We start from the raw sequence: 19,384 nt of genomic DNA on the forward strand, positions 1-19,384 counted from the left end.
TTGGCCTGGCTGCTCAGTGGAGCACGTCAGCCGATCGTGACGTTGTTGAAGCGTTCGTCAGTGAGCGGGCTGGCCACCACGCCCTTGATCTTCGGGCCGACCACGATCGCCGGCGTCGGGTAGGCGATCGGAATGGCGGGCAGGGCGTCCATGATCTTCTTGTTGGCGTCCTGGTAGGCCTTGGTGTGCGCGTCGCCTGCCGGCGAGGCGTCCGCGGCGGCGAGCGTGTTGAAGATGTCGGTGTCCTCGAGGCCGAATTCCGGCTTCGGGCGGCCGAAGAAGGTGCCGACGAAGTTGCCCGCGTCGTTGTAGTCACCGGTCCAGCCGAGCAGGTGGATGTCCTGCTTGCCGTTCTGCTGCACGTCGTCCTTGTACCCGCCGTTCCAGGACTCGGCGACCGGCTGCACGTTGATGCCGATGGCCTTCAGGTCCTCGGAGATCGCGGTGTAGGTGTCGGCCGGGTTCGGCATGTAGGGCCGGGTGACCTCGGTCGGGTAGTAGAACTTCAGCGTCATGCCCTCGGCGCCGGCGTCCTTCAGCAGCTGCTTGGCCTTGGCCGGGTCGTACGGGTACTTGGTGACGTCGTCGGTGTAGCCGGAGATCGCCTTCGGCACGAACTCGGTCGCGACCTCGGAACCCTCGGCCAGCTTGGAGCGCACGAACTGCTCGCGGTTGATGCCGTAGGCCAGCGCCTTGCGGACCTCGGGCTTCTTGAGCAGCGGGTTGCCCTTTTGGTTGATGCCGAGGTAGAGCACGTTGAACGACGGGCGGATCAGCACCTGCTCGCCGTCGTTGCGCAGCAGGCCGTAGTCGGCGGGGGCCGGGAAGTCGTACCCGTTGATGTCGCCCGCCTTGAGCGCCTGCTTGCGGGCGTTCTCGTCCGGGATCACCTTGAACACGAGCTTGTCCAGCTTCGCCGGTGCGGGCATCGTGCTGGTTTCGTTGCGCACCAAGGTGATCTGGCCGTTGCCCTGGTCCCAGCTCTCGAACTTGAACGGGCCGGTGCCGGTCGGGTGCTTGTAGGCGTACTCGGAGTACGTGATCGAGGTGCCGGAGCCGGTGACCTTGTCCGCGTTGTACTTCTTCAGCGCGGTCGGGCTCTGGATCGCGAACGACGGCAGGGTGAACGCGGCCGGGAAGGCGCCCTTCGCGCGGGTCAGGTTCAGAACCGCGGTGTGGTCGTCCTTCGCTTCGCAGCTCTTGTAGAGCGGATCGCCCTTGGTGATGCCTTCGTTGTGCGCGAAGCCGCCCCAGACGTCGCCGTAGTAGATCATCTGGCTCTGGGCGGTGGCGCCCTTCATGTTGTACCAGCGGTCGAAGTTGAAGCAGACCGCCTTGGCGTCGAACGGGGTGCCGTCGCTGAACTTGACGCCCTGCTTGAGGTCGAAGGTCCAGGTCTTGCCTTCGTTGCTCGACGTCCACTTCTCGGCGAGCGACGGGGCCAGGTCCGCGGTGCCCGGCTTGTTCTGGATCAGTGTGTCCAGCATCTGCCGGGTGATCCGGAGCGTCTCGCCCTCGTCGGCGAAGATCGGGTCGAACACCTTCGGGTTGCCGGTGTTGCCGAAGACCATGGTGCCCCCGGACCCACCGCCTCCGGCCTCGTCCCGCTTCGATTCCGCGCACGCGGACAGCGAGACCGCGAGCACGCCCGCGAGCCCGATCAGAGCTGCCCGGCATGTTCGGGTCAGCCGCAATTGCTGCATCTGGCACCCCTTGGGAATGTTCGGTGTATCGAAATGCACCGTCGGCGGTCAGTTCGGGAAGACCAGTGCGATCGGTGTGTTCGGTGACACTAGCGGGAACTCGGCCGCCGCTTAAGCACGTGAGGTTACGATCGCGCTACGTAAGGCCCAAATTGAGTGCAATGTGTCGGCAATTATGCGCGCAGCGTAGCGAAAACCGCCGGTTTGGTACGTTGAGTGGCGGTTTGCTCACCCGGTTGGCCTAGCGGTCCGGGTTGTCCGTTCCGGGTGCCGTGGATGTTCCGGAACCCCGCCGGAGGGCCTTTGGCGTTGCCCGCGAAGGACCCGGAAAGCGCCCGAATGTACTCGAGTCGCCAGTGCTCGCGCATTCCGCGCAATAGCCGTTTCGCCTGCCGCAAACCGATGTCGAGCCGAGATTCCGGTTGTTCAGACCAGCTGGTCGGCGGCCTCCCGGGTGCCGTCCACCGCGAACCAGCCGCGCTCGAACAACTGCCAGCGGCGGAGTTCGGCCCGAGCCGTCTCGCCGTCCCGGGCGACTGCCCTGGACAACCGTTCAGTCTCGGTGCCGCCCTCGATCCAGCACAGCCACGATAGCCGGGACCGCAGTGCGCGGCGTCCGCTCGACACGCCTTCCAGCACCAGCACCTCGGGAACTTCGACGCGCACCAGCTCGCCGGGACGCGGAGCGCCGGAGGTCCAGTCCATCCGCCGATACTCGCCGGGCAGGCCCTGTGCCAGCGGCGTCAGCACGCCGTCCTCCAACTGCGGCCACCACGCGACAGGATCGTCCCAGGTAGCGAAGGCATCCGTGCTGACCAGCGCGGCACGCGAACCGAGAGCTTCGACCGTCTCGGCGGCGAGAGTGGATTTCCCGGCTCCGGACGGACCGTCGACGGCGAGCACCCGGACGCCGCCGAGCCGGGGCGGAGCGGCGAGCAGTGCGGAGATCAGGGAACGCGTGCCGGCCTCGCTTCGGGCAGGCCGTCCACAGTGTCCGGCGCGGTCGTGCGCTTCTCCAGTTCGGCGATGCGTGCTTCGAGGGCGCGCTGGGTGTCTTCCAGTTCGCAGCGCAGCAACGCGGTCTCCTCGACCGAGGTCCGCACCTCTTCCTCCAGGTGCCCGACCTCGGTCGAAAGCTGCAGCGAAACCATCGCGAGGACCACTCCGGACAGGAAGAAGACGAAGTTCGACGGGGTCTCCACGCCCGTCAGGTGCGCCACGAAGTTCGCCACCGCCGGCACCACCGCGAGGATCACGACGCCGATGGCCACCACGAGCCAGATGCCAGCGTACTTCTCGCGCAGCTTGCGCCGCCGCATCATCTCGATGACGACGAACAGCACGAGACAAGCGATGACGATGCTCAGTACGCGCCAGCCTGCCATGGTGGCCTCCTTACGCGGCGTCGGAAGAATCGACGGACGGACGGCGGCGGACCAGCGCCAGCAGCAGCGCCAGCCCCGCGCGACCCAGGTACACGGCGGATTTCACCGGCGATTGGCTCGGTGTGCCGCCCGCCCGCTCCCGCATCAGGACCGGGGTTTCCGCGATCGTGAGCTTCGCCCGGATCGCCAGCACGAGCGCCTCGATCGTGTCGCCGAGGTATTCGGCCGGATAGCTGGCGGCGAACAGCCGGATCGCGCGCGGCCCCATCGCCTTGAACCCGGACGTGACGTCGCTGAGCCTGGTCCCGGCCAGCTTGCTGAACACCAGCGACAGGACGGCCATCGCGCACTTGCGCGGACCGACCGCCCGGTACGAGCCCTTGCCCGCGAACCGGGAGCCGATCGCGAGGTCGGCCCCCTCGTCGAGCAGTCGCAGCAGCGCGCCGACCTCAGCCGGATCGTGCTGTCCGTCGGCGTCGACCTGGACCACCGCGTCGTAGCCGCGCGAGACGGCGTAACGGAACCCGGTGCGCATCGCGCCGCCCACGCCGAGGTTCACCGACAGCCGGACCACCCTGGCTCCCGCCTCGCGGGCGAGTTCGGCGGTGCGGTCGAGCGAACCGTCGTCGACGACCAGCACGTCCATGCCCGGCAGCGACCGCTTGATCTGGGCGAGCACTGCCGAGACGCTGTCCTGCTCGTTGAAGGCCGGGATCACGATGAGCACGCGGCGGGTGTTCACGAGCGTGCCGGACAAGTCAGCCATGAGCGCTCACTCCCCGTGCGAAGTGCTCGGCGCGGGTGCGGCGGCGACGCCGGACTGTCCCGCGATCTCGTAAATCGTCGCGTCGGAATTGCGGAAGACGACGTGGAACATCGGGCCCTCGGCGATCCGGGCGACGCCCGCCGACTGGATCGCGGTGACGGTGGCCAGTCCCTTGCCCTGGATGACATAGCGCACGTGCAGGTCGGTGAGGTCCCTGCGGACTCGCGGCGACGTGCCGACCTGGTCTACTTGGTCGCTGAGGTACGCGGCCGTCGTGCCCGGACCGGCTCCGTAGAAGCTCCACTCGACCGGCGTCACGCCGGACAGCGCGTACATCCACGCCGAACCGTCGGCCTTGTTGTTCATCACGCGTTCGCCGGGCACTGTGTGCTGCGCGAGCCAGTCGTACGCGGCTTCCTCCGCTGTGGACACCGTGGGCCCGTCCTGGTACCTGGCTGCCAACCGCACCGCGTTGCGTCCGATGTAGCCGCCTCCGCTCAGCCCACCGAGCACCACAGCCAGCAGCAGCACGGCAACGCCGGTGAGCACGACCGGCTTGAGCTTCACCCGCGGCTGCGCCTTGCGCACCAGCCAGGCGACGAAAGTGTTCGTGAACTCGCCGAAGGCCACCGCGCCGGCGAGCGGCACGAGCGCGGCGATCCGCCAGTGGTCGTTGTAGAAGACGCTCGTGACCGCCCGCACGAGGTTCGAATCGAGCGACACGGTGACCATGAACAGGCCGCCGAACACGACGTACGCGCCGACCAGCCACAGCATCCGCCGGTGCCGCACCATCAACACGATGCCGATGAACGCGGGAACGCCGACCCACCACTGCGGGAACTCCGACATCGGGGAGAAGGTCAGCGTCTCGCCGAGGCCCCCGGCGACGGTCGCCTCCGACGGCCAGTGTGCGCTCGTCACGCCACTGGCGTTGTACAGCGACGGCAGCACGAGAGGCACGCCGAGCACGATCGCCAGCCCGACGGTCGCGATCAGCGAAGGCGCGCTGCGCCGCCATTCGATCTTCTCGTAGCGCAGCAGCACCGCGAGCAGGATGAGCAGGAAGTACACGCCGAGCACGAATACGAGACTGGTGTGCAGGCCGCACAGTCCGGCGACGCCGACTCCGAGCGCGACCGGGCCCGCCACGCCGTCCGGCTTCAGCAGGTACCGCGCGAGCACGAGCATCGCCGGGATCAGCGCGGCGCCCGCGACGTACGGCCACAGCGGACCACGCCACAGCGAGTCGTACGGGAACGCGCTGAACCACGTGGTGACCGCGGCGGCCGCGGCGGCGCCCAGCGCGGGCATCCCCCACACCCGGCACAGTGCCGCGACGCCGACCGGCACGGTGAAGATCACCGCCAGCGCGGCCAGATTCAGCGTGGGCATCATGGTGAGCCCGGCCTTGCCGAACACCAGCGAGAGCAGCGCGTGGTAGGTGTCCGGGTAGAAGTAGTCGGTCTGGTTGGGCAGGTTCGCGATCGTGCCCACGGTGGACGGCCGGGCGTCGCCGTGTTCGGCGATCCAGCGGATGAGGTTGCCGTGGAATGGCGCGTCCCAGCCCTGCTGGACGGAGTTGATCCCGTTGGTGCCACGCAGGAAAGCGACCGCGCCCACGGCGAGGCCCGCGGCGACGCCCGCCGCCATCACGACGTGGTCGCGCAGCGGGAGCTTCGGAAGCTCCTCGACCGTCCAGTCCGGATGGCGGCGTGCGCGAAGGCGGCGCACGGCGAACGCCAGCCCGAAGCCGGCGATCGCGAGCACCAGCGTCCAGAGCGCGACGGCGAGCATCGTCCAGCGGATGCCGAGCCCGCCGAGCACCGGGACGCCGAGCGCGACGACTCCGAAGGTGAGCAGAGGCGCGGTGGCGGCGAGCGTCCATCCGCGCAGCCGGACGGCAGCCCCGAAGACGAGCCCGGGCACCCAGAATGCGAGCAGCACCAGAAGAACGTTCATCGGATTCGCGTTCCAACCGTGAGCACCATTTTGCCTTCGCCGCACACCGATGCCGGAGGCTGCCAAGTCACACTACTGCGGCGCTATTCCGCCGTTTCATCGGAGTCGCGCATTGCCCTCGCCGACGAATTGACGAGAACGAATGCGAGCACAACCGCGAGGCCGGTCATTGGCGCGGCGGCGAGTGCGACGACTGCACGAAACACGGTGTCTCCGGGCACGGCCAACAGCAGCACCGAAGCCGTGGCCGCGACCACCGTCCAGGTGATCAACACGCGCCTGGCCTGGGCGCGCGCGACGAGCACGGCGGTGAGCAACTGCATGGGCACCAGCAGCACCGAGGACCAGACGAGCCCGGCTACCGCCCAGCCGTCCACCTGGTAGCCGGCGCCGTAGACGAACCCCACTGCCCACGGGCCGAGCAGCAGGCCGACCAGCGCGCCGAACGCGGCCAGCGCGAGCGAGGCGGAGGTGCCGAGCAGCAGCACGCGCCGCAGCCGGTGCCGTCCGGCCTCGCTCGCGGAAAGCCGTACGACGAACGGCACCGCAAGCGATTGCACCGGCCCTACCAGCGTCAACGGCAACCGCGCGATGACCAGCGCGGCGAAGACCGCACCGAGCCGGTCGCGGTCGCCGCCCGGGGCGAGCAGGCCGACCAGCGCGGGATATCCGGTGATGACGCTCGCGGTGAGCGCGGCGCCGAGCAGCAGCATCAGCATCCGGCGGACAGTCACCGGCCAGCCGTCGCCCTCGGCGCGGACGTCGAGCAGCCGCCAGCCCTGGCGGACGAACAGCAGCCAGGCGAACGAACCCGCCGCGACTGCCAGCGCCAACGGCACCAGCTGGTAGGCCGTCGCGATGACCAGCAGGCCCAGGACCAGGGCACGAACCGCCGGTTCGGCCACCACCAGCCAGGCGAAATGCTTCACCTGGTGCTGTCCGATCAGCAATCCGCGGATGCCGAACTGGCAGGCGAACGCGACGCCGCCGGCCAGCACGACCAGGGCGAGTTCCCCGGATCCAGGGAAAAGCCGGTCGTTGACCGGCGGGACGAACAGCGCTAACCCGAACACGGCGGCCACCGCGGCGGCGGTGGCCACGGCCCGGAGCGCACCCCGGCCGGCGAGGCCGCCGGTGAGCGCCGCGACCGCGGACTGCCGGGAAAGTTCCTGCTCAAGCGGGGAAAGAGCGCTGCCGAGGCCCATCAGCAGGCCCCAGAAAGTGACGAACGTGGCGTACTGGTCGGGTGGGAGAAGCCGCGCACAAGCGACGGTGAGGACGTAGCCGAGGACGATCGACGCGATCAGCGAACCGCCGAGTTTTCCTGCGGTGCGGTGGGTGTCGCGGACGACTCCGGTCACGCTCATCGACGCCGCAGCCGTGCGCGTAACGCGAGGTAGAGCCCGCGAAACACCCCCGAGCCGAAGCCGACCGCGAAGACCGGCAGCAGGGTGCCGACCGCGCGCGCCTCGGCGTTGGTGGCCCCGCACTTCTTCACCACAGCGGCGGCCGCGACGCTTCCAGCCACGCCGAGCGCGGCCGTTGTCTTCGGCTTTTTCACCGCCAGTCCGGCACCCATCGCGCCTACAGCGAGCGAACAAAATAACGCGTTTCTCGCTGGACCGGGTGAATTTAGGTAGGAATCAACATAGGTTGTCCCCCGAAAGAATGACTGAGCGTAGAACTTTGTGAAGGAATCACGCCCGTGGTAGATCGCGGAGAACTGCGGGGCCAGAAAAATCCGCGATCGTTCGGCGATCCAGCGCAGCATCCGGGTGTCGTCGCTGGCGAGCCGGACGTCGTCGAACAGCGAGGCGAACGCGGCCGCCGAGCCCTCCAGCAGGTCGCGGCGCGCGCAGAAGAACGTGGTGCCCTTGGGGTAGCCGTCGAACTCCTCGATGCCGAACGACGTCAGCTTCGGGTCCGCGAAGTACCGCCGCCAGCCGATGGCGACGAGGCCGGACATGAAGCCCGCGTAGGGGTTGTGCTCGGAGGCGACGTGGATGTGGCCGTTCCAGACCGCGCGCTCCGGGTGTTCGACGAGTTGCTCGCGCAGGAACGCGAGGCTGCCCGGGTCGACGATGACCCGGCTGTCGAGCAGCAGCAGCCAGTCGCCGGAGGCCTTCGCCATCCCGGCCCGGCGAGCCTCGAACCGGCCGCCGTTGGGCTGGGTCAGCACCGTGATGCCGTGCTTCTCCTGCAGCCGGGCGAGCCGTTCGGGCGTGCCGTCGGTGCTCCCGTCGTCCACGACGAGCACCTCGACCGGCCACCGGGCCGCCGCCGCGGAGGCGATCAGCGCGCCCACGCTGCGTTCGATCCAGTCCTGTTCGTTGCAGACCGGGATCACGACGCTGAGCGACGGAACGAGCGGGTGAGCACTCACGCGGCGAGGCTACCCTGCGCCTGACCGGCGCGAATGCCCAGTATCCTTGCCGCCGTCGCTAACCCTCTGTTGATTGGGCGTCCTCGGTGATCTCCTTCGTCGCCGGCACCACCGCGGAACTGATCAAGATCGCGCCGGTCTTCCACCGCATCGCCGAGCGCGGAGCGACACCGAAGCTCTGGTTCACCGCACAGCACGTGGACGAGGTCGCCGACGTCCTGTCCGATCTGCGACTGCCGGAACCCGACTTGTGGTTCGTGCCTCGCGCACAGGCGCGCGACCTCGAATCCCCGGCGCAAGTGCCCGGCTGGGCCGCGCAGGTCATGCGCACGGCGTGGAGCCGCCGCGCCGAACTCCGCGCCCAACTGACCGCGGACGGCCGCCCGCCGCTCGTGCTCGTGCACGGCGACACGTTCACCACGCCGTACGGGGCGTTGATCGGCAAGAAGATCCTGAAGGCCCGCGTCGGGCACATCGAGGCGGGCACGCGGTCGGGCAGCATCCTGTCGCCGCTGCCGGAGGAGCTGAACCGCAAGATCGCCGGGAAGTTCGTGGACATCCACTTCTCGCCGAGCGAGCGCGAAGTGCACAACCTGCGGGGCGCCCGCGGTGTCGTGGTGAACACCGAAGCGAACACGGCGATCGACTCGATGCGCCAGGTCGTCGATCAGCCGCTCGACGTGCCGAACCTGCCGGAGAAGTTCGGCCTGGCGACGCTGCACCGGTTCGAACTGGTGTCGCGGGCGGACAAGTACCGCGAGGCACTGGAAATCCTGCGTGCGCAAAGCCGCACGATGCCGGTGCTCTACCTGGCCGGCGCGCCGGAGCGGGAGAAGATCCGCGCGCTGGGCTTGGACAGCCTGTTCGACGGCAAGTTCATCGCACAGCCGAAGATGCGGTACCTGAAGTTCCTGCCGCTGGTCGCGCGAGCCGAGTACGTTGTCACGGATTCCGGTGGGCTGCAGGAGGAATGCGGCTACCTGGGCGTGCCGTGCGCGGTCCACCGGGCCCGCACCGAACGGCACGTGGGAATCGGCGAGAACGTCGTCCTGACCGAGATGCGCGGCGACCGGCTGCGGGAGTTCCTTGCCACGTACCAGAATCGCCGCGGGGTGTCCTGGACGGACAAGTACCATCCGTCGGACATCGTGGTGAACTCGCTGGCGCAGCTGGGTTATTGCTGACCGGGCTGCCAAGGCTCCCGCACTGGGCTGAACGCGCTAACCAGCACGCGTTTTCCTACGCCTTGCCCACTTTTCGTGGACGGGGTTTCCCGCACCATGGTAGGCATATTCCGCACTTTTGGGATAAACCATGGGGAGTACCTCGATGCAGACACTGAGAAGATCCTTCGCCGTCACCGCAGTCGCCGCACTTGCCTTGACCGGAACCGGTACCGCCGCGTTCGCCGACGACGGACCGCCGCCCATCGTCGAATACTACGACTACCCGGGCGCAGACCAGATTTTTGCGGAGCATGGAATTCGCCTGCTCAAGGGCGACGGACACATTTTGTTCACCGACTGCGCGGCGCCCGGAAGCCGAGTCGAGATCTGGAGCCGCACCAGCACAAAGTCATTCTGTTTCCGGATCACCGCGGACAAGGGATACCTGAGCCTCGACCTGGCCAAGGTTTACCTGATCTGGGGCGACAACCACGCGATGACCGCGACGATGACGACCAACGGCCAGACCAAGCAGGTCAAGATCGAGAAGAATCAATGGAATTCGGTCGGCGAGCCGACCGATCCGGACAAGAACCCGTCCTCACTGGTGGAGCTGAATTCCGGACCGGCCTGATTCCGGGTTCCGGCGGCGCACCGATGTCGATGCGCCGCCGGAACGCAGCGTTCACTCCCCAGTCAGTTTTCGCATCTCCGCGCCAAAACCCCGCGCCGTCAGCTCGGTCATCTTTTCGTAGAACTCCACCCCGCCCGCGACGAGCGCCGACAGCAGTTCTTTCTCTCCTGCCACCGAAGTGCGCTTCCAATCTTTGCCGCTCACCGTGATTCGCAGCAGACCTCGCGGCACCGGCTCGAGCGCGATGTCCACCGGTTGATCCGGAAAGGAAGACTCCGCGCGCCCGTTCTTCCGATAGCCGTCGACCAGATTGCCGACGGAACCCCACAGCGATTCGATGTCCGTGACCAAATCCTCGTCGATCACGGGCACCTGCGACACCGTCAGCATGATCACGCCGCTGAGGTCGTCCGCATACCGCACGCGCGGAAGTTCCGTGCACTCCCGGATGTCCACGAACACCGGTTCCACCCAGAGAACCGTCCGGACCCGCTCTACCCCGTTCATTCCGACGATCCTACTTCGGGAAGAACTGGACGACCCGGCCGCCGCGGACCGCACCCTTGTAGGTCACGCCGTTGACGATCCCCTCGATTTCCGTATTCGCCATGGTGCCGCCGTTCTGGATGATCTTGGCCTGGTTCTGGTTGATCACCTGGCGAAGGGCGTCCTCGATGTCCTGGATCGTCGTCCGTGCGTCGAAGAACGATTGGTCCTTCGCGAAACTGCCGTCCCAGTACTTTGGGTGGTGCCGTTCGAGGATGTGCGCCATCCGTTCCCTCGTCAGCAGCGCGCTGTCCCCGCCGATATTGATCGTCTTGCTCGTCCAGTTGGTCAGGATGCCCGCGGATCTTCCGGGAAGAAGCTTGAGCTTGTTCGCGACCTCCCCGGCCGCCTTGAGCTTGAGCATCCGCTGCAGCATCTTCGAGAATGGCTTCCCGATGCCCATTTCCTGCGGGATCATCAGGTAGCCCTCGAGGGACTTCAACTGCTCGCGCAGTGCGGCGCTGCACTCCCCGCCCTTGTCGCAGTACTCGCGAAGCAGCAGGTCGGCCAGGTCGCCACCCGCGGCCGAAGCGTTTCCGTACTCGTCGGCGTGTTCGGTGAGCCACCGGTCGAAGTTGCGGCCGACTGCTTCGCACGCGGAGAGGCCGTAGTCCTTGAACGGCAGGACGTACCCGTTGACCAGGCAGGTCCCGTCGGTGAACAGGACCATCACGCCGTTCTCGAACTGCGCGGCACGGTACCTCTGGGGTTCGCCGTTCGTCTGCTCGTTGTTGTGCGTACGCAGAAACGCCTCAGCAGCCTCGGCGGCCGCGTCCGCTGCTTCCCGGGCGCTCTTTCCGGCGTCCGCGGCTGCTTGCCGAGCCTTTGCCGCCGCGTCAGCGGCACGTGCTGCCATGGCCCGCGCCACAGCAGCGGAATGCGCGGCTTTGGCCGCGGACGCCGCCGCGCTGGCTGCGGCTTGCTGCGCTGTCGCAGCCGCGTCGCGTGCCTGTTTAGCCGACTGCGCGGCCCGCTCCGCTGAAGCCTGCGCGTCCTCCGCCGACTTCTTGGCCTGCGCCGCGTACGTCTTCGCATCATCAGCTGACTTGCGCGCGGCTGCGGCGTATCCGGCTGCCGCGTCGGATGCCTTCCGTGCGTTGGCTGCGGCCTCTCCGGCCTTCGCGGCGGCTTCCTGTGCCGATGCGGCAGAAGCCGCAGCCTCGGACACATACCGCTGGACCACCGAAACGTGCGTCGCGGTGTCCTGATCACGGCGCTGTGCCTGCGCCTGGCCGACCTGCATGAACTCGCGCAATGCCTCGTCCGGGCCGGACAGCGCGATCTGCGCCGCCGCCTTGACCTCAGGGCTGCCGTTCGCCAGCGCCTGCGCGACGGCGATGCGATCGTCCTTTACCGCAGCGGCGAACTGGCCAGTACGAAGGAAATCGCGTCGGTCAGCCGCGGTCCCGTTGAGCGCGGCCTGCGCGGCTTCGCGCGTGGCCGAACCACCGGTCGTGAGCAGTTGCGCGATAGCGACGCGCTCGTCGTGTTCCCGGCCTTCGTAAGGCTGGTAGCGCAGAAATTCCGTTACCTGGGCACCGGTTCCGTTCAACGCAGCTGTCGCGGCCTGTGCCAGTGCGGTGTTCTCGTTCTTGGTCAGGTACCCGACACGGGCTCGGTCGTCCTGCTCGGCCGCGGCGGTGAGGCCACCGGCCACATAGGCGACGACGTCGTCGTCAGTGCCGCCGAGCACTGATTCAGCGCGCGACCGGGTGATCGGCCCCGCGGCGGTGAGCTGCTTGACGGCGATCTTCCGGCCGTCCGCGACTACGGTCTCATGCGGCGCACCGGGTGCGGACGCTTCGGCCAGCAGTCGTTTGGCCTCGGCATCCATCCGGTCGATTTCCGGGATGTCCCAAGGGGTTTCCGCCGGAACTGCTTCGGCCGCGGCACGCAGCGCCTGCGCGAGTTCGACCGCTTCCTCGGTTTCCGTCGCCAGCCGCTCGGCTTCCGCCTGCCGTGCCTTTTCCTGCGTCCGGCTCGCCTGTGCGGCTGCCGCGGACGCCGCGTCCGCGGCCAGCTTCGCGGCCTTGGCGTGGGCTTCGGATTCGGTTGCCGCCTTGTCGGCTTCGCCCGCGTGCAAGGCCGCTTCGTCAGCTGCCGACGCCGCGGCGTCGGCATGCTGGGCAGCGCTGTTCGCGGAGGCCTGTGCTTCCTGCGCGGCAGAGGCGGCCTCGGCGGCCAAGGCACCAGCCGCATTGGCCGCACGAGTCGCACGGCCCGCCGCGCGCTTCGCGTCGGCGGCAGCTCGTTTCGCGCGCTCAGCCTGCACACCGGCCGCGGCGGACTGGCCGGCGGCAGCCGCTGCCGCGTCGCCTGCCTTTTGCGCGTTCGACGCGGCGGAACTCGCTGCCGACACTGCGGCACCGGCGGCTCGCGCCGCGTCGCCGACTGCCCGCGCGGCGTCGGCGGCTAGCCGAGCGCTGACCGCTGCCTGCCGGGCCCCGATAGCCGCTTTGCGGGCGTCGTCCGCGTGGCCCGCGTCGATCCGCGCATCGGCCGCCGCACGCTGCGCGGTACCAGCCGCTTGTCCGGCGAGAACCGCTGCGACAGCTGCTCGTTGCGCTGCCGCGGCGGCTACCCGGGCAGCCCTCGTCGCTTCATTGGCCGCTCCGATCGCTTCCCGGGCCGCCGCCGCGGCTCGCGTCGCTGCATCGGCCGCTCGGCCGGCCGCGGAAGCGGCTTTCGCGGAGTCGTCTTTCGCCGCCTCGGTTTCCGCGGCCGCGGTCTCGGCGGCCTTACGTGCTAGTTCGGCAGCCTGGACAGCGCGATCCGAGGCTTCCTTCGCCAGCTTCGTTTCCATCGCGGCGCGATCGCCCGCTTCCTTCGCCGCCGCGGCGAGGCTGGCTACGGTCGCGACCTCGTTGTCCCGTTCGCGAGCGGCGAACTGGCCCGTCTCCAGGAAGTCTTTCTTCTCTTCCCGCGTACCGGACAGCGCGATTTGAGCCGCGTGCTTGACCGCCGGCCCGCCCGTCGCAAGCAGGTGCGCGACCTCGACTCGCTCGTCCTGCTCCTGCGCGATGTCCCGGCCGGTCAACACAAACCGGGCGAGGTCCGCGACAGTACCGCTCAACGCGGCCTGCGCGGCTTCCTTCACCCCGGGGCCACCGACAGCGAGCGCCTCCGCGACGCGCACGCGAGTGTCCTGCTCCCACGGTGCTTGCACCCCGGTGGAAAGGAATTCCCGCATCTTCTCCGGCGGTCCGGACAAGGCCGCCTGCGCCGCTGTCTTCACCGCCGGGCCCGCGGTGGCCAGCAACTGGGCCACCTGTACCCGGTCATCCTGCACGCGGTAGTCGGCGAAACCTTGGTCGAGGAACTGCCGGACCGCGGCATCGGTGCCGGTGAGCGCGGCCTCGGCCGCCTCTCGCACCCCAGGACCGCCGTTACGCCAGGCTTCGACGACCTTGTTCCGGTCAGTGAGAACCGGAGTCGGGTCTCCTTCGTCGGCCGTCGCCGGCTCGGCAACCGCAGGAGTGGTCAGCAATCCAGCCAGAACACAAAAAAGGAACGCGACGATCGTCGCGTTCCTCAAATGTGTTGTCGTGCGTCTGAACACAGCTCTGAGCTTCATCGCGGGCTTCCCCCCTGAGTGGCGCGCGTAGACAAACCAGACAGTAAAGGGATGGTGATCAACAGGTCAATGACCTGTCACCCGATGCGACGCAGCCGGATGCCGCAACCGCCCTCAGAGCGCGCGCCGCCCGGACAACGCACGTCCCAAGGTCAGCTCGTCCGCGAACTCCAGGTCCCCGCCCATCGGCAACCCCGACGCCAGCCGTGTCACCGACAGCCCCGGGAAGTCGCGCAGCATGCGCACCAGGTACGTGGCCGTCGCCTCGCCCTCGGTGTTCGGGTCTGTCGCGATGATGATCTCCCGGACGTCCGCCTCGCCGATGCGCTTCAGCAGTTCCCGCATCCGCAACTGTTCCGGGCCGATGCCGGACAGCGGGTCCAGTGCGCCGCCGAGGACGTGGTAGCGGCCCTTGAACTCGCGGGTCCGCTCGACCGCCAGCACGTCCTTCGGCTCCTCGACCACGCAGATCACCGTGAGGTCGCGGCGTTCGTCGCGGCAGATCCGGCACGTTTGCTGTTCCGAGACGTTGCCGCAGATCTCGCAGAACTGCACGCCTTCCTTGACCTTGCCCAGCACGTCCTGCAGCCGCGCGATGTCCGCGGGGTCGGCGGCCAGCAGGTGGAACGCGATGCGCTGGGCACTCTTCGGACCGACGCCGGGCAAGCGGCCCAGTTCGTCGATCAGGTCTTGGACGACACCTTCGTACAAGTGTCAGCCGCCGAAGCCGAGGCTGCCGAGGTCCGGCATGCCGCCGCCGAGGCCGCCGGCCAGCGGGCCCAGTTTCTGCTCGGTGAGCTTCTGCGCGCTCGCCGACGCGTCGCGCACCGCGGCGACTACCAGGTCGGCCAGGGTTTCGACGTCGTCGGGGTCGACCACCTTCGGGTCGATGACGAGGCTCTTCAGCTGGCTGTCGCCGGACACCGTCGCGGTGACCAGTCCGCCGCCCGCGGTGCCGGTGACCTCGGTGTTGGCGAGTTCCTCCTGGGCCTCCACCAGCTTCTGCTGCATCTGCTGGGCCTGCTGCATGATCTGCGACAGGTCGAAGCCGCCGCCGCCGGGTTGCACCATGATCGCACTCGGTCCTTCCGCGTTTGGGTGTTCCTCCCCAGCCTAGCCGCGCGCCCGGCGCGTCCGTCCCTGCGGCACGCGTGTGCTGTGGCACCGTTGTCGCGTGCGAGCGAAGACACTCCCGCTGCTGACCGGCTTGCTGCTGCTCACAGCGTGTTCCGGCGGCGGCGAGACGCCTCCCTCACCGGCCGCTGCGCCGACGTCGCCGCCGAGCTCAGCGGCCCCGAGCCCGTCGTCTTCGAGCCCGCCGCCGGCGCCGTCCTCGTCTTCGAGTCCGCCCTCGACGTCCGCGGTGCCGCCGGTCGGCTCGGGCAAGGTCGTGGTGCTCGATCCCGGCCACAACGGCGGCAACGCCTCGCACCCCGGCGAGATCAACCGGAAGGTGCCCGCCGGACGCGGGCAGACGAAGCCGTGCAACACCACCGGCACGTCGACCAACGCCGGGTACCCGGAGCACGCCTTCACCTTCGCGGTCGCGCAGGAGGTCGGGAATGCGTTGGCGGCCAAGGGAATCAAGGTCGTCTACACCCGGCAGAACGACTCCGGCGTCGGCCCGTGCGTCGACGAGCGCGCGAAGATCGGCAACGACGCGAACGCTGACGCAGTGGTCTCGATCCACGCCGACGGCTCTACTTCGCCGACCGCGCACGGCTTCCACGTCGCGTACTCCGCACCGCCGTTGAACGCGGCGCAGGGCGAACCGTCTCTGAAGCTGGCACGCACGATGCGCGACGGAATCCGCGACGACGGCTTCGCCACCTCTACTTACATCGGCTCGGCGGGTCTTTCGCCGCGGAATGATCTGGGCGGCCTCAACTTGTCGACCCGGCCCGCGGTGCTCGTCGAGTGCGGCAACATGCGCAACGCCGACGAGGCTGGGCAGATGTCGTCCGCCTCGGGCCGGGCGCACTACGCGCAGGCCATCGCGAAGGCGATCGAGGCGTACCTGGCCGGTGCCTGACGCAGGGAGCCGAAAGGGCTACTGAACGGACAGAACACCGGACACCGTCTTCTCTCTTGATCGGTCCCGACCTACCGTCGCTGGGAACCTGTCGAGGAGGCGCCGGTGGCAACTTCACTCCGAGGACGACTGGCACGGCTTTTCGCCGTGACAGCCATGGCGGGCACGCTCGTGTCGACGGGAGTCGCCGAGGCCGCTCCGCAATCGGTGACCGCCGGGCCAGCGCGGTTCGAAGTCCTGTCGCCGACGCTCATCCGCACCGAATACGCGGGTGACGCCAAGTTCGTCGACGCGGGCACGTTCAACGCGGTCGGCCGCGACAGTTTCCCAAGAACCCCCTACACCGCAACCAAACGCGACGGATGGCTGACCATCCGGACCAGTGCCGTCCAGTTGCGCTACAAGCTCGGCTCGGGCGCGTTTTCCGACGACAACCTCACCGTCCAGCTGCGAACCGGCGGCCAGGACGTCACCGCACGGCCATGGGCGGGCAAGCTGACTCCGGTCTGCGCGTTCAACACCCTCTGCGAGGCCGAACAACTGCAGCTCAATGGGCCAGGCGCGGCCAGTGACCACCGCGGCTACACCGGTGACGGTTTCGCGGCGGGCTTCGCCAACTCCGGCGACAACCTCGCCTTCCGCAGCACCGCTTCCGGTGAGCACCAGCTGGATCTGCGCTACGCCAACGGAACCGGCGGCGACGGGCAGCACACGACCCGCACGCTCAGCGTCCTCGTGGACGGCGCCAACGCACGCACCATCACGCTGCCAGCCACCGCTGACTGGGACACCTGGGCGCTCGCGACCGTGCCGATCACGCTCCCCGCGGGAGAGCACCAGGTGACCGTCAAGCGCGGCCCCACCGACTCGGGCAACGTCAACATCGACAGCCTTGCCCTGGTCAACACCGGTGCCGAGTACCCGCAACCCGTGCCGCCCGCGCCGACGCCGTGCGCGTTCGGTGTCCTTTGCGAGGCCGAGCAAGGCGCGCTGTCCGGCGGCGCGCGCCCGGCCAGCGACCACGACGGTCACTCCGGCAAAGCTTTCCTGGCAGGTATGGAGCGACCCGGCGCGTCGGACGCGCTGACGATCACCGGCGTCCCCGCCGACGGTGCCTACGACCTCCAGCTCCGCTACGCGGACGCGACCGCCGCTTCCGGCCAAACCCAGCCAACTTCGTTGACCCTCCAAGCCGGCGGCACCTCCACCAACCTGACTCTTGCGTCGACCAGCAGCTGGAATTCGTGGCGCACCAAGGCAATCCCGGTCAACCTCAAGGCCGGCACCAACACCGTCACACTGTCCTGTCCGGACTCGAACTGCCACGTCAACCTCGACACCGTCGCCGTCACGGCCGCGCATTCGGTGTTGCTCGCCCCGCACGCACCGCTCGGCGGTTACCGACGCGGACTCGACGGTGTCGACGGAAGTGCAGTCTCCGCACCCGGAATCCTTTACCAGGACGGCTGGTCGCTCCTCGACGACACCGCATCGGCGCTGTACGACCCTCGCACCAAGAGCGTCACCCAGCGGTCCAGCAGCGAGAACTACCAGGACGGCTACGTCTTCGCTTACGGCCAGAACTACGACCAAGCGCTGCGGGAGCTGTCGCAGCTGACCGGACCGTCGCTCTTGCTGCCCCGCTGGGCTTACGGCGTCTGGTACTCCGAGTACTACGACCGCACAGCTGCCGACTTCGAGCAGACGATCGTGCCGAAGTTCCGCGCACAGCACGTGCCGCTCGACATGCTCGTCGTCGACACCGACTTCAAGTCGCCGGACCGGTGGAACGGCTGGGAAATCGACCCGACCCGCTTCCCCGACCCGAAGGCGTTCTTCCAGTGGGCCCACGACCAGGGCCTGCACACGTCGCTGAACATCCACCCGAGCATCCGCGGCGACGACCCGCAGTTCCCGGCCGCACAGGCGACCGCGAAGGGCAAACTCCAGTCCAGCTGCGGAAAAGACTGCTACGTCTTCGATTTCGGCGACCCCGACCAGCTGCGGGCCTACTTCGACCTGCACCGGCCGATGGAACAGCAGGGCAACGACGTCTGGTGGCTCGACTGGTGTTGCGACGCCTCGAAATCCAGCCTCGCCGGCGTCACCCCGGATGCGTGGATCAACCAGCAGTACGCAGAGCACGGCGGCTTCGCTTTCTCCCGCGCGTACGGCTCGCTGCAAGCCGGCGGATACAGCTCGCCGACCGCCGTGCCGACCGGCCCGTGGGCGGACAAACGCACCACTCTGCACTTCACCGGCGACACCATTTCCGACTGGGCGACGCTGGCCTTCGAGGTCGGCTACACTCCCGGCGAATCCGCCGCGACCGGCCTGGCTTCAGTGAGCCACGACATCGGCGGCCACACCGGCGGATTGCAGCAGCCGGGCACGGAACCAGGCAGCACGAAACTGCCGGACGATCTGTACGCGCGCTGGGTGCAACTCGGGACGTTCCAGCCGATCGACCGGCTGCACTCCAACCACAGCGACCGGCTGCCCTGGCAGTACGGAGCCGCCGCGGACGCGTCAGCGACGAAATTCCTTAACCTGCGCGAAAATCTCGTGCCGTACACGTACACGCTCGCGCAGCAGGCGACCGCGACGGGAATGCCGATCGTCCGGCCGCTGTACCTGCAATATCCGGACCAGCAGGAGGCGTACGCCCAGGCTGGCGGCGAATACCTGTACGGCCCGGACGTCCTCGTGGCTCCGGCGACCAGCCCGGGTGCCACGGCGACCACGAGCGTCTGGTTCCCGCCGGGCAACGACTGGACGGACTACTTCACCGGCAAGACCTACCGCGGCGGCACCACCGCGCAGATCACCACGGGCTGGGACACGATGCCGGTGTTCGTGCGCTCGGGCGGAATCATGGTCGCCCGTAGCGGAAACGTCGCTGGCGACGCGCACGATCCGCTTACCGCCGCGACCGTCACGGTGGCTGGCGGCCACAACGGCGCGTTCACTCTCCAGGAAGAACGGTCGGCGACTGCGTTGCGCTACACCGAAAATGCGCACTCGGCAACGCTGACCATCGGTGCCTCGCAACGCGCTTGGACCGTCCGGTTCACCAACGCTGCGGCACCGTCGGCGGTGTATGTGGACGGTCGGCGCAGCGGAGCCTGGAGCTGGGACGCCGCTACCCGGACGGTGACCGTGCAAGCGCCGCCAGCGCAGCATCCGCACATGGTCCGCCTGGTGTCGTGACACCAGCGGACGGCGGGCCGGAG

The 19,384-nt window shown here is 68.3% G+C and carries 15 protein-coding genes; 4 read left to right on the forward strand and 11 right to left on the reverse strand.

The features are described 5' to 3' along the window. Positions 1–26 precede the first annotated feature (26 nt). From H4281_RS20955 to H4281_RS20985, 7 genes are all read right to left on the reverse strand, one after another. Positions 27–1,703 carry an ABC transporter substrate-binding protein gene (locus H4281_RS20955; protein ID WP_182892651.1) on the reverse strand — a complete coding sequence of 559 codons (1,677 nt, stop codon included), beginning with the start codon at positions 1,701–1,703 and terminating at the stop codon, positions 27–29. A 426-nt stretch (positions 1,704–2,129) separates the two neighbouring features. Then, on the reverse strand, positions 2,130–2,606 hold the full coding sequence (locus H4281_RS20960; protein WP_312872154.1) for a uridine kinase family protein: 477 nt from the start codon (positions 2,604–2,606) through the stop codon (positions 2,130–2,132). 44 nt (positions 2,607–2,650) lie between these two features. Next, complete coding sequence (locus H4281_RS20965) at positions 2,651–3,088, reverse strand: DUF2304 domain-containing protein (RefSeq protein WP_182892652.1); 438 nt, start codon at positions 3,086–3,088, stop codon at positions 2,651–2,653. A 10-nt stretch (positions 3,089–3,098) separates the two neighbouring features. Next, a complete protein-coding gene (locus tag H4281_RS20970) occupies positions 3,099–3,854 on the reverse strand; it encodes a glycosyltransferase family 2 protein (protein ID WP_182892653.1) in 756 nt (251 codons plus the stop codon). Between the two features lie 6 nt (positions 3,855–3,860). Beyond that, entirely contained in the window at positions 3,861–5,816 is a 1,956-nt protein-coding gene (locus tag H4281_RS20975) for a DUF6541 family protein (RefSeq protein ID WP_182892654.1), read from the reverse strand. A gap of 83 nt (positions 5,817–5,899) precedes the next feature. Beyond that, positions 5,900–7,183: a polysaccharide biosynthesis protein gene (locus H4281_RS20980; protein ID WP_182892655.1), complete on the reverse strand. Its 1,284-nt coding sequence runs from the start codon at positions 7,181–7,183 to the stop codon at positions 5,900–5,902. Beyond that, positions 7,180–8,199, reverse strand: a complete 1,020-nt coding sequence (locus H4281_RS20985; RefSeq protein ID WP_182892656.1) for a glycosyltransferase family 2 protein — start codon at positions 8,197–8,199, stop codon at positions 7,180–7,182. The genes H4281_RS20980 and H4281_RS20985 overlap by 4 nt, the downstream gene beginning before the upstream one ends. A gap of 86 nt (positions 8,200–8,285) precedes the next feature. Between H4281_RS20985 and H4281_RS20990 the strand changes: the two genes are divergently transcribed. Both H4281_RS20990 and H4281_RS20995 read left to right on the forward strand, forming a co-directional pair. Then, positions 8,286–9,383 (forward strand): UDP-N-acetylglucosamine 2-epimerase, encoded by a 1,098-nt coding sequence (locus H4281_RS20990; RefSeq protein ID WP_182892657.1) that lies wholly within the window; start codon positions 8,286–8,288, stop codon positions 9,381–9,383. A gap of 130 nt (positions 9,384–9,513) precedes the next feature. Then, positions 9,514–9,999: a hypothetical protein gene (locus H4281_RS20995; protein WP_182892658.1), complete on the forward strand. Its 486-nt coding sequence runs from the start codon at positions 9,514–9,516 to the stop codon at positions 9,997–9,999. Positions 10,000–10,050: 51 nt separating this feature from the next. On the opposite strand, the gene H4281_RS21000 is transcribed toward H4281_RS20995, so the two are convergent. From H4281_RS21000 to H4281_RS21015, 4 genes are all read right to left on the reverse strand, one after another. Then, a complete protein-coding gene (locus tag H4281_RS21000) occupies positions 10,051–10,506 on the reverse strand; it encodes a hypothetical protein (RefSeq protein WP_182892659.1) in 456 nt (151 codons plus the stop codon). A gap of 10 nt (positions 10,507–10,516) precedes the next feature. Next, positions 10,517–14,032, reverse strand: coding sequence for a hypothetical protein (locus H4281_RS21005; protein WP_182892660.1), 3,516 nt, complete (start codon positions 14,030–14,032; stop codon positions 10,517–10,519). Positions 14,033–14,233: 201 nt separating this feature from the next. Then, positions 14,234–14,830, reverse strand: a complete 597-nt coding sequence (gene recR / locus H4281_RS21010; RefSeq protein ID WP_182892661.1) for a recombination mediator RecR — start codon at positions 14,828–14,830, stop codon at positions 14,234–14,236. Between the two features lie 3 nt (positions 14,831–14,833). Next, a complete protein-coding gene (locus H4281_RS21015; RefSeq protein ID WP_067577153.1) occupies positions 14,834–15,190 on the reverse strand; it encodes a YbaB/EbfC family nucleoid-associated protein in 357 nt (118 codons plus the stop codon). Positions 15,191–15,293: 103 nt separating this feature from the next. Between H4281_RS21015 and H4281_RS21020 the strand changes: the two genes are divergently transcribed. Further along, complete coding sequence (locus tag H4281_RS21020) at positions 15,294–16,151, forward strand: N-acetylmuramoyl-L-alanine amidase (RefSeq protein ID WP_237597536.1); 858 nt, start codon at positions 15,294–15,296, stop codon at positions 16,149–16,151. 105 nt (positions 16,152–16,256) lie between these two features. Beyond that, positions 16,257–19,361: a TIM-barrel domain-containing protein gene (locus H4281_RS21025; RefSeq protein ID WP_182892662.1), complete on the forward strand. Its 3,105-nt coding sequence runs from the start codon at positions 16,257–16,259 to the stop codon at positions 19,359–19,361. Positions 19,362–19,384 lie beyond the last annotated feature (23 nt).

This window comes from Amycolatopsis dendrobii, assembly GCF_014145675.1.
Taxonomy (GTDB): domain Bacteria; phylum Actinomycetota; class Actinomycetes; order Mycobacteriales; family Pseudonocardiaceae; genus Amycolatopsis; species Amycolatopsis dendrobii.

Bases quoted from the DNA above. Each gene is read 5' to 3' on its own strand.
- H4281_RS20955 (WP_182892651.1), bottom strand. From the start codon at position 1,703: ATGCAGCAATTGCGGCTGACCCGAACATGCCGGGCAGCTCTGATCGGG.
- H4281_RS20965 (WP_182892652.1), bottom strand. From the start codon at position 3,088: ATGGCAGGCTGGCGCGTACTGAGCATCGTCATCGCTTGTCTCGTGCTG.
- H4281_RS20970 (WP_182892653.1), bottom strand. From the start codon at position 3,854: ATGGCTGACTTGTCCGGCACGCTCGTGAACACCCGCCGCGTGCTCATC.
- H4281_RS20975 (WP_182892654.1), bottom strand. From the start codon at position 5,816: ATGAACGTTCTTCTGGTGCTGCTCGCATTCTGGGTGCCCGGGCTCGTC.
- H4281_RS20980 (WP_182892655.1), bottom strand. From the start codon at position 7,183: ATGAGCGTGACCGGAGTCGTCCGCGACACCCACCGCACCGCAGGAAAA.
- H4281_RS20995 (WP_182892658.1), top strand. From the start codon at position 9,514: ATGGGGAGTACCTCGATGCAGACACTGAGAAGATCCTTCGCCGTCACC.
- H4281_RS21000 (WP_182892659.1), bottom strand. From the start codon at position 10,506: ATGAACGGGGTAGAGCGGGTCCGGACGGTTCTCTGGGTGGAACCGGTG.
- H4281_RS21015 (WP_067577153.1), bottom strand. From the start codon at position 15,190: ATGGTGCAACCCGGCGGCGGCGGCTTCGACCTGTCGCAGATCATGCAG.